8 protein-coding genes are annotated in these 11,295 nt (G+C 27.4%); 6 read left to right on the top strand and 2 right to left on the bottom strand.

All coding sequences use genetic code 11. The features are described 5' to 3' along the window. Window positions 1–8: 8 nt before the first annotated feature. The 3 genes from IC175_RS10640 to IC175_RS10650 are packed head-to-tail and all read left to right on the top strand — an operon-like array spanning window position 9 to window position 3,744. Window positions 9–1,085, top strand: a complete 1,077-nt coding sequence (locus IC175_RS10640) for a hypothetical protein (protein ID WP_227851504.1) — start codon at window positions 9–11, stop codon at window positions 1,083–1,085. Between the two features lie 16 nt (window positions 1,086–1,101). Further along, window positions 1,102–2,520 (top strand): MBOAT family O-acyltransferase, encoded by a 1,419-nt coding sequence (locus tag IC175_RS10645; protein ID WP_227432503.1) that lies wholly within the window; start codon window positions 1,102–1,104, stop codon window positions 2,518–2,520. A 15-nt stretch (window positions 2,521–2,535) separates the two neighbouring features. Next, window positions 2,536–3,744 (top strand): alginate O-acetyltransferase AlgX-related protein, encoded by a 1,209-nt coding sequence (locus tag IC175_RS10650; protein WP_227432504.1) that lies wholly within the window; start codon window positions 2,536–2,538, stop codon window positions 3,742–3,744. A gap of 58 nt (window positions 3,745–3,802) precedes the next feature. On the opposite strand, the gene IC175_RS10655 is transcribed toward IC175_RS10650, so the two are convergent. Next, window positions 3,803–5,191 (bottom strand): cation:dicarboxylate symporter family transporter, encoded by a 1,389-nt coding sequence (locus IC175_RS10655; RefSeq protein WP_227432505.1) that lies wholly within the window; start codon window positions 5,189–5,191, stop codon window positions 3,803–3,805. A gap of 338 nt (window positions 5,192–5,529) precedes the next feature. On the opposite strand from IC175_RS10655, the gene IC175_RS10660 reads away from it, so the two are divergent. Continuing rightward, window positions 5,530–6,864, top strand: coding sequence for a CoA-disulfide reductase (locus IC175_RS10660; RefSeq protein ID WP_227835312.1), 1,335 nt, complete (start codon window positions 5,530–5,532; stop codon window positions 6,862–6,864). A gap of 159 nt (window positions 6,865–7,023) precedes the next feature. Here IC175_RS10660 and IC175_RS10665 read toward each other — a convergent pair whose 3' ends face one another. Further along, entirely contained in the window at window positions 7,024–7,941 is a 918-nt protein-coding gene (locus IC175_RS10665) for a ribonuclease Z (protein WP_227432507.1), read from the bottom strand. Window positions 7,942–8,147: 206 nt separating this feature from the next. On the opposite strand from IC175_RS10665, the gene IC175_RS10670 reads away from it, so the two are divergent. Together IC175_RS10670 and IC175_RS10675 are read left to right on the top strand one after the other, a co-directional pair. Next, window positions 8,148–9,032 (top strand): DUF4846 domain-containing protein, encoded by an 885-nt coding sequence (locus tag IC175_RS10670; RefSeq protein ID WP_227432508.1) that lies wholly within the window; start codon window positions 8,148–8,150, stop codon window positions 9,030–9,032. 207 nt (window positions 9,033–9,239) lie between these two features. Further along, window positions 9,240–11,147 carry a bifunctional metallophosphatase/5'-nucleotidase gene (locus IC175_RS10675; RefSeq protein ID WP_227835782.1) on the top strand — a complete coding sequence of 636 codons (1,908 nt, stop codon included), beginning with the start codon at window positions 9,240–9,242 and terminating at the stop codon, window positions 11,145–11,147. The last annotated feature ends 148 nt before the right edge of the window (window positions 11,148–11,295 follow it).

Below are 11,295 nucleotides of genomic sequence, written 5' to 3' on the forward strand. Positions count from 1 at the left end.
GAGATAAAATGAAAATTTTAAAAGTATTTTTGTGTTATTTAAAATATTTTATTTTAGTGTTTATTTTTTTTATAAACAGTACTTTTACAAGTTCAGGAATAAGTAATAAAAATTTAGATTTATCTTTTAAAAAGGTGGAAAGTAATTTAAGTGCTAACATCATACCTGAAAATACAAGTATAAAAATAGAGACAGATAGTTCTAAAAATAATAAAGAACGTTATCTATATATTTATAAAAATATAAAAGATGACTGGAATGTATTCCATAATTTTTATATTGAGATTCAAAATAAGAATAAAAGTCCTCAGCGAATTAATTTAAACATACAAAGTAAGGATACGCTTGACTTTAAGTTAAAAGAAGGTAGCGAAATATTTATTGAAAATCAAAATATAATATATTCAGATAAAATAAAAGATGGATGCATAGATATACCAGGTGAGTTTGAGGGAAAAATTTATGTGAATTTTAGCAGTTTTATAAATGATAAAAATAATGTCATGTTAGATTCAGATGTTCTATCAGATATTAACGGGTGGGGAATCACATTTATTCCATCTAGTGAAGAACATAATGTTATTACTATAAGAAAAGTATCTTTACTTTTAGAGGAGCAACTTGAATCCTTGCATAATATTAAAATAATTGGCGATGAAGAAGTACAAATACCTGTATTGGGTCAAAGTATAAGTCAATATAAAGTGTCAGGACTGGAACAGAGTTCAAAAATTAAGTACTCATTTGTAGAAAAACAAAACAATGTAAATATATCTCAGGAAGGTAAATTAACATTAAATAATGAAGTACAACCTGGAGAAATTATTTTAAAAGTTAATGTTGATGACAAGTTTAAAGTTGGAAAGAAGATAGTATTGACTCAGTCTTGGAGTATTAATCAAAAAGATAAAGATGGTGTTCCGTATACCTTAGTATCCCCTAAACAATCACCAACCGTACAAAATATGAAAACAGTAAATGCTATGAATAATAGTGTAAATTTTATTCGCATTTTATTTATATCCTTATTAGCAATATGCTTAGGGATATACTTATATTGGAAAAAACACTTAAAAACTGAGTAAAGAGAGGAGGTATAGCATGTTATTTTCAAGTTTGATTTTTTTATTTTATTTTTTGCCAATAACTTTGGTATTATATTATTTATTTAGATTTAATCGGACAATCCAAAATATGATATTACTTATTGTTAGTTTATTTTTTTATGCCTGGGGAGAGCCGAAATTTGTTGTTATTATGATAGCTTCTATAATAATGAATTATATATTTGGTTTGATAGTAGACAGATATAGAAAAAGTAAAGTAAAAGTAAAGATTATTTTGATTTTGATGTGTATATATAATATAGGTGTTCTATTTATATTTAAATATCTAGCTTTTGCACTAAGAAATATTAGTTCGCTTATTAATACAGAACTTGCGATTCCAAGCATTGTTTTACCTATAGGTATTTCATTTTTTACCTTTCAAGGAATGTCTTATGTTATAGATGTTTATCGTGGACATGGAGAAGTTCAAAAGAATCCTTTTTATGTAGGATTATATATAGCTTTTTTCCCACAATTAATAGCAGGGCCTATAGTTAGATATGAAAGTGTTGCAGAACAAATTCATAACAGAAAAGAAACATGGAATAAATTTTCTATTGGAACATGTAGGTTTATAACTGGTTTAGGTAAAAAAATATTAATTTCTAATAATATGGCAATAGTAGCAGATTATATTTACACTATGAATAGTCAAGGTTCAATAGCTACATCGTTGGCTTGGCTTGGTTCAATAGCTTATACTTTACAAATATTTTTTGACTTTTCTGCGTATTCAGATATGGCCATAGGTTTAGGTCTTATGTTTGGTTTTAAATTTGAAGAAAACTTTAATTATCCATATATTTCAAAATCAATTTCTGAGTTTTGGAGAAGATGGCATATTTCTTTAGGAATGTGGTTTAAGAGTTATATATACTTTCCACTTGGTGGTTCTAGAGTTTTAAATAAAGACATTATGATTAGAAATATGTTTATAGTATGGTTATTTACTGGAATATGGCATGGTGCAGAATGGACATTTGTGATTTGGGGGATTTTGAATTTTGTTTTTTTAATTATAGAGAGATTTATAATGTTTGAAAAGATTGAAAATCATAATCTCATAAAACATATTTATACTTTACTAGTAGTAAACTTTGGATGGGTACTGTTTAGAGCTCCAAATTTAAATGAAGCATATAACTATTTTAAAGCTATGTTTGGTGCAAGTGGAGTTATGTGGAGTGACTATACATATATGTTCTTGAAAGAATATTTGATTTTCTTTATATTTGCATTTATTTTTAGTGTACCTATTGCAAAAAAAGTTAATAAATTTGTTGTTGAACAAGCTAAATACAGTACATTATTTAATTTATTTTATCCAATTTGTTCTATTTTATTGTTCTTTATTTCTGTGACATATTTAGTAACTGGAAGTTATAATCCATTTATTTACTTTAATTTTTAGCTGAGGAGGAAAAGTATGAATAGATTTTTTAAAGTAAGGCTAATAACTACAATTATATTCTTAGTTGTTTTATTCACCTTCTCTATCTCTAATATCTGTTATTCTGGAAAAGATATGATACAAGAAATAAAAAAATCAATTAATGATAAGAATAGTTTAAAGGATACTATATCGTCTATTGATAATACAGTAAATGACAAAGTGATATATAAAAATACTTTTATTGAAACTTATGGATATTTGCAAAAACTAATGGGTAAAAATGAATTTTCAAAGTTTAGTGTTGTGAAAGATACTTCTGGCAAAATGCATTACACATATTTTGCTAAATCTCCAAATCAAGTTGATGTATTGTCAGACAGAGTAAGTAAGTTCTCTAAGGAAATGGATAAACAAAATACTAAATTAGTTTATTTAATGACTCCAGATAAATATATAAAAGGAGTAACACAGTTTCCTAAAGGCATACCTTATTCCTATAGTAATGAGACAGCAGATAATTTTTTAAATGAACTAAAAAATGATAATGTTGACTATATAGATTTTAGAAAAAATATTTTAAAAAGTGGTATTTCAAAAGATGAGTTATTCTTTAAAACAGACCACCATTGGAAAGTAGAGACTTCTTTTTGGGCATTTGGAGAATTGATTGAACAGCTTAATAAAAAATATAACATGAAATTAGATGAAAATTATTATTATAGAGATAAAGAAAACTATAATTCGATTGTATATCCTAGGTCATTTCTTGGTTCTATGGGAAGGAAGACGGGAATTTTATATGGTGGAATAGATGATTTTACACTAATTTATCCTAAATTTAAGACGAATTATACATACTATACAGATTCTAAATCTCAAAAATTTGAATTAAAAGGAAGGTTTGAAGAGAGTTTGATATTATCATACCCTTTTAATGCTGACCTTAATTTAATGGATGGACAATCAGATAAATATTTTACATACTTATTGGGGAATCGTCCACTAGTTAAAATTAAAAATATAGAAAATCCAGAAGGATTAAAAGTGTTATTTGTTAAGGACTCATTAATTGTACCAACAGCAGCATTCTTTTCTTCTGTTTGTTCAACTATGGATATGATAGACCCTAGATACTATGATGGAGATATATTAGAATATGCAAAGTCTCAAGATTATGACTTTGTTTTTATATCTGTATATCCTCAAAACCTTACAAAAGAATTTTTTCCATTTTGTAAATAAAATAAAAAATAAATGGCTAACTTTGTACTATGTTAGCCATTTATTTTTATAATATTTTTTAAGAAATGTTTTTCTTATTGAATACTTCTTTATCAACTTTTCCAAGTGACTTACCTACAGTAATTGAAGATACCATAGCACCATTGACATTTATCATTGTACGTCCCATATCTAGTATAGGGTCTATTGCAAGTATTCCACCAACTAGTGGGAAATAAGAGCCAAGACCTACTCCAGAAATAACAACTGAAACAGCTATTGTAGCAGTTCCTGGAAGACCTGCTATTCCAAGTGAACTAATTGTTATAACAATTAACAGCATAACATAAAAACTGATATCCATATTTACTCCAGCCATATTAGCAAGAGTAACAGCCATTAAAGCAGGATATATGCCAGCACAACCATTCATACCCATGTTTGCACCTAAACTTGCTGTAAAGCTTGATACACCCTCATCAACTCCGTGATTTTGTACTAAACTTTCTATCGTAACAGGTAATGTTCCCAAACTAGAACGTGAAGTAAATGCTAGAAGTAGAGCTTCAGTTGAATTTTTTATATAAGTAATAGGATTTAGACCATTTAAAGTTATAAAAATTAAATGTATAACAAATAATATTGCAACTGATATATAAAGAGCTAATATAAAATATAAAACAGAAATTATTGAACTAATACCTTGTGAAGTTATTGTATTAGCAAGTAGTGCAACTACAGCATAAGGCATAAATTTGATAACAGTCATAGATACACTAACAATTATCTTGTAAGATGCTTCTATAAAATCTATAAATGGATTTATAGTTTCAAAATGTTTTTTACTTAGTCTCTTTACTGAGGTACCTATAAATGTAGCAAATATTATTGTAGCTACAATATTTCCATTTGCCATAGCCATTACAGGATTTGATGGTAATAATCCTCTTAAAGTATCTACAAGAGAGTTTATTTCCTTAAGCTCTTGATTTCCACCTAAACTGGATAAATCAGCTCCTACTCCTAATCTCATCGTGTTTGCAACAACAATTCCAACAATTGCTGCTATAGCCGTAGTAATAAGGAGCATTCCTAAAGATTTAAATGTCAAAGTTCCAAGGTTATTATCTTTCATGTTAATAATTACTTTTATAATTGATAAGAAAACTAAAGGTATTACTAACATTTTTAATAAGTCCATAAATCCAGAACCAAATAAACTATACCATTTGCTTACTTCTTGTAACCAAGTAATTTGAGTTGTATCAGTAGGAAAACCAGCAAAAGCTTGAATAATAATTCCCAATATAAGACCAATTATTGTAGCATATATTGTTCTCAATGAAAATTTGATTTTTTTCTTTTCAAATTGTCTAACAATAAAAAATATACCTATAAGTAATAATATGAAAAAAATCGTTTTAAAATCTGTAATCATAAGAAATTGTGATAAGAATGAGTTTTCCAATATTTTTTCTCCTTTGTCTAAAAATAAATTTTTCTAAGCTTAAATGATATCAATATATTAAAAAAATGTCAATATTATATCACAATTTACCGAGATAGAATAAAATAATTTAATTTATCAAAATATGATTAAATAGATGAAAAGGGGGTATAATATATGTTTAAAGACTTTGAATTAGATTAATGGATGTAAGAACAACTTTTATAAAATTTGATTTCAAATAAAAAGATGTTAAAAAAATAACTAAAGTTATCATGAAAATATATACATAGAATAGATATTAAATGAAAAGTTTAAACTAAGTAGAGAAATTAATTAGACGTCTAAGGAGAGATAAAATGAGAGTAATAATAATTGGTGGTGTTGCAGCTGGTATGAGTGCTGCAGCGAAATTAAAAAGAATTAAACCTGAATACGAGGTTGTAGTTTATGAAAAAACTGAAATAGTGTCTTTTGGAGCTTGTGGGTTGCCATATTTTGTAGGTGGTTTTTTTGATGATGCTAATGATTTATTGGCAAGAACACCTGAAAAACTTAGAGAATCGGGCATTGATTTAAATATATTTAGAGAGGTTGTTGCAGTTGATACTAAGTCTAAGAAAATAAAAATAAAAAATGTAAAAACAGATGAGATATACGAAGATTACTATGATAAATTGATGATAGCAACTGGGGCAAGAAGCATTCTGCCTCCTATAAAAAATATAGATTTAAAAAATGTTTCTACACTAAAAAGCCTATATGATGGAGAATATCTAAAAAAATTATTAAGTGGAAAAGAAATAAAAAAAGTAACAATAATAGGTGCTGGATTTATAGGATTAGAAGCAGTTGAAGCATGCAAAAAATTAGGTAAAGATGTACATGTAGTTCAATTGGAAGAGAGAATATTACCACAAGTATTTGATAAGGAAATTACAGATGTCTTAGAGGATGAAATAAGAAATCACGATGTAAAATTGCATTTGGATGAGATAGTTGTAGAATTGTCTGGAAAAGATAAAGTGGAAAAAGTAATAACAAATAAAGGTACAATAGATACAGATGTTGTGATAATTGCTACTGGTGTAAAACCTAACACGGAATTTTTACAAAATACAAATATAAAAACATTAAAAAATGGAGCTATAGTAGTTGATGAATATGGTAGGACTTCTGTTGAAGATATATATTCTGCTGGTGATTGTGCAACTATAAAGAATATAGTGAGTAATGAAAATGCATATATACCTTTAGCAACTGGAGCAAATAAATTAGGTAGGATAGTAGGAGAAAACTTAGCAGGTAAAGAAGTCTCTTATCAAGGTTCTCTATCCTCAAGTTGTATAAAGGTTATGGATATGGAGGCTGCCTCAACTGGAATTACAGAGAAACAAGCTAGTGATTTGGGATTAAACTTCAAATCCAAATTTATTTCTGATTATAATCAAACTCACTATTATCCTGGAAGAAATAAAATATATGTAAAACTTATTTACGATGCAGAGACAAAAGTTATTTTAGGTGGACAAGTAGCTGGTTTTAAAGATGCTGTTCAAAGAACTAATGTGTTGGCAGCTGCTATCTTTGGAAAAATGACCACAAGTCAACTTGGGATGTTAGATTTATGTTATGCTCCACCATTTGCAAGAACCTGGGATGTATTAAATGTAGCTGGAAATGTATCTAAATAATTTTATCTAAATAACTATTAATAATTAAGTAACTATTAATAAATTAAATAACAGTAATAAATATTAAAGGAATGAGTTTACCCTAAAATAATTTTATCTAAGGTAAGTTCATTCCTAAATTTTTATTAAGTATAATTTTTACTAAAGCTGTAAAATTAATTATTCATCAAAATTTAAGTGTAAGCTAAGTCTATCTTCACCAATAATCGTATTTTCAAAAACATTAGTAGCATTTTCTAAGTACATGTTAGGCATATCTAATGATGGGCTAAAGTGTGTCAATAAAAGTTGCTTAACATTTCCTAGTTTTGCAAGGTTTGCAGCTTCTCTAAAAGTCATATGCTTATTTTTGACAGCTTTTGAAATATCTAAATCATCACCATACATAGCTTCACATATAAATAAATCGCTATCTTTTATAAAGTTAGGTATTGAGTCTATAGGTCTTGTATCTGTTGTAAGACTTACTTTAACTCCTTTTCTTGGTTCTCCTAAAACCATGTCTGGAGTGTATTTTTTTGAATTTAAAACTACACTTTGACCATCCTGAAGATTTTTCCATATTGTTTTAGGAACTTTATTTTGAGTTGCTTTATTTATATCAAATTTAGGATTTCGTTTAAAATTAAAACTGTATCCTATACACTCTATAGAGTGTTCTAAATGGATTGTTGAAATCTCTATGTTTTTCAAATACTCATTATCTAAAGAAAAACTACCTTGAGGATTTTCTATAATTTTTAAAGTATAGGGTATGTATTCTACTAAATTTCTCATAGAACGAATACAATCAATTATTCCAATAGGACCAACTATAGTTAAATCACTTGTACGACCGCTATTTCCAATCGTTGATAGAAGCCCTAAAAGTCCAAATATATGGTCACCATGTAAATGTGTTATACAAATCAAGTCTATATCTTTAAAGCCACATTTTTTCAACTTCATAGATACTTGAGTGCCTTCACCACAATCAATTAGTATTTTTCTGCCTTTATAATTCATGAATACAGAAGACAAAAATCTATGTGGCATGGGTACATTTCCACCACATCCAAGTAAAGTTAAATCTATCATTTTTTCCCCTTTCTAAAATTAACACAAATCTGTTGTTTGTTTTTATTATGATATCCTATTATAATTATTTTAACATTAAATACAACAATAAATGTGCATTTGAGTCAAGAAATATTAGTAAATAGAAATTTTGTATAATAGTATACAAGAACTCTATAAGTATAACTTTACATTTATTTTTGAAAAATTTATAGGAGGTAAATCTAATGAAACTGTCAAAGAAAATTACTATTTTATCATTGATGATGTTGACTTTAGTTGGATGCAGTAATGGGGAAAGTAAAAAAACAGTTGAAGGTTCTAACCATATTCAAAATTCTAAAAAAGAAGAGCAATCTATCGTAGTACATAAAGATGAAAATATATTAAAAGATAGGTATGAGCCACCAAAAGGATTTAAAAGGGTTGATGTAGAAAAAGGTAGCTTCGAAAGTTTTTTGAGGAATACTAAGTTGAAAAATTATGGTGAGAAAGTTAAGTATTACGATGGTAGAACTAAGGAATCAAAAGGTATCTATGATAGTGTATTCGATGTCAATATTGGTGATAGAGATTTGCATCAATGTGCAGATGCAATTATGCTTATGAGAGCAGAATACCTGTATCAGAATAAGAGATATGATGAAATAAGCTTTGACTTTGTGGATGGTTTTAAGGCTAAGTATTCAAAATGGGCAGAAGGATATAGGATTTCAGTAAAAGATAGTGGTTCAAGTTGGTATAAAGCAAGTGAATATTCAACATCATATGATAGTTTTAGAAAATTTATGGATATAGTATTTGCTTATTCAGGCACTTTATCACTTGAAAAAGAATTAAAACCTGTGCAACTTGATGATATGAAAATAGGGGATGTTTTTATAGTTGGAGGCAGTCCAGGACATGCAAGTATAATTATGGATATGGCAGAAAATGAAAAAACCGGAGAAAAGGTCTTTATGATAGCTCAAAGTTATATGCCTGCTCAACAAACTCAGCTTCTTATTAATCGTAAACAACCAAATTTAAGTCCTTGGTATAACTTGAATTTTGAGGGGGATTTAACAGTTCCTCAATGGACTTTTAAAAGAGACCAGCTAAAAAGGTTCTAAAAAATACATATAAAATAAATGAAAATATAAGTGTGAAAAAATGTAACTAGATTAAAACTTGTTGGATATGGACAAAATTAAATTGATAGATAAATATTAAAATCGAAATGATTAACTTCATATATTCTAATATTTATCTAAAAAGCTTTATCTTAAAATAAGAGTCTTATTTTAAAGCTGAAACTAATTTTAGGAGGATAACTTATATTGAAAATTAGAAGATATTTAATTTTAGTAATTATAATTCTAATTACAACAGGCCAGAGTTTTATTTCTTATGGACTAGAGAGTTTTGAAGAAAGCTATAAAAGCGTAGAACAATTAAATAACTCTAAGCACAAAATAGAAAACTCATCTAAAGAAATAACAATTTTTCACACTAATGACATACATGGAAGATATGCTGAAGGTGATGAATATATACAAATAGGTAATCTAGCTACATTAAAAAAGGAAACTCCAAATTCAATTTTAGTAGATGCAGGAGATTGCTTACATGGGTTACCAATAGTAAATATGAATAAAGGTGAAGATGCAATTAAATTAATTAAAAGTGTTGGATATGACTATATTACTCCAGGAAATCATGACTTCAATTATGGAAAGGATAGATTATTAGAGCTATCTAAAATTGCTAATTCAGGAGATAAAACTTTAAAATTTTTAGCATCAAATATATTTGAAGATGATAAGAACATATTTGACAGTAATGATATAAAAGAAATAGATGGTATAAAAATAGGATTTTTTGGGCTTACAACCCAAGAAACAAAAAGTAAGACAGGCTCTAAAAATGTAGAAGGATTAGAGTTTAGAAATCCTATAGAAAGTGCAAAAGAGCAAGTAAATGAATTAAAAAGAAAAGGTGCTGATGTAATAGTTGCAATATCACATATTGGAACTAATAGTTTAAGTAAGCCAAATAGTATAGATATAGCAAATAAAGTTAATGGTATTGATTTAATTATTGATGGTCATAGCCATACTAAGTTTGAAAATGGTAAACAGGTTGGTGATACACTGATTGTAAGCACAGGGCAATATCTAGAACATATTGGTGAAGTAAAGTTAACATTGGATACTAATGATACAGAACATATAAAAATAGAAAATAAATCAGCAAGATTAATTGAAAAAGAAGAAGCATTAGAGTATAAGCTTGATTCTAACATAAGTGAAAAGATTGGTGAAATAAAGAAACAACAGGAACAAGTTTTAGATAAAGTGATAGGAGTAACAAAAAATACTCTAGATGGCTCATATGAAAATGTAAGGACAAAAGAAACGAATCTAGGAAATTTAATAGGTGATATCTTATTAGATAAAACTAAAGCAGATATTTCGCTATTTAATGGGGGGAATATAAGAGATACAATTGAAAAAGGGGATATAACAATAGGAAGTATTGCAGATGTATTCCCTTTTAGCAATACTATAGTTACTAAAAAACTTACAGGAGAACAAATTAAAAGTGTTTTAGAACATGGAGTAAAACTGTATCCAGAAAAAAATTCAGCCTTTTTACAAGTGGGTGGAATCTCATACTATTTTGACCCAAAGCAGAAAGAAGGAGAAAAAATAACTGGTATTATGAAAGATGGAAAATCACTTGACATGAATAAAGAGTATACAGTTACAACCAATGATTATATAGCACTAGGTGGAGATGAATTTCCTTGCTTATCAAAAGAACCAATGTTAGAAGATTTCGGAAGTTTAGAAAGCGCAGTAATTGAGTATATAGAGTATAAAAAAGAAATCTGCAAGAGTGTAGATGGAAGAATTAGCATTAAAACTAAGGAAGAATTGATAATTAAAAGTAATGAGAGTAACTTAGTATTAAATGGTGATGAAGATAATTTAAATGATAGTGAAGACAGTGCAAATAATGAGGATACTAAAAACTCAAATGAGAATAAACGTAAAAATTTAGATAAAATGAAAGCTAGAGAAAGTTCTAATATAAAAGCATCTAAAGCAGAAATTAAAGAAAAATCTCCTAAAACAGGCGATTTAGGTATCAAAGATAGTATGTTTATATTTGTAGCTTCGAGTGTTTTAATTTACTTATTAAATAATAATCAGATAAATTTAAAAAATAAAAAAGTAAAATGAAATTAGTAATAAAATCAATAATAAAATAGAATTAATAATTATTTATTGATAAATAGGTATTGATTATTATATAAAATACAAACCTAAGCAAAGGTAATTGGATGTTTAAATACTGGATTACCTTTGTTTTTTTATTTATGTATAGTAA

The organism is Clostridioides sp. ES-S-0123-01, from assembly GCF_020658415.1.
Classification (GTDB): Bacteria; Bacillota; Clostridia; order Peptostreptococcales; family Peptostreptococcaceae; genus Clostridioides.

Coding starts and splice junctions, on each gene's coding strand:
- IC175_RS10640 (WP_227851504.1), top strand. CDS start 9: ATGAAAATTTTAAAAGTATTTTTGTGTTATTTAAAATATTTTATTTTA.
- IC175_RS10645 (WP_227432503.1), top strand. CDS start 1,102: ATGTTATTTTCAAGTTTGATTTTTTTATTTTATTTTTTGCCAATAACT.
- IC175_RS10650 (WP_227432504.1), top strand. CDS start 2,536: ATGAATAGATTTTTTAAAGTAAGGCTAATAACTACAATTATATTCTTA.
- IC175_RS10660 (WP_227835312.1), top strand. CDS start 5,530: ATGAGAGTAATAATAATTGGTGGTGTTGCAGCTGGTATGAGTGCTGCA.
- IC175_RS10665 (WP_227432507.1), bottom strand. CDS start 7,941: ATGATAGATTTAACTTTACTTGGATGTGGTGGAAATGTACCCATGCCA.
- IC175_RS10670 (WP_227432508.1), top strand. CDS start 8,148: ATGAAACTGTCAAAGAAAATTACTATTTTATCATTGATGATGTTGACT.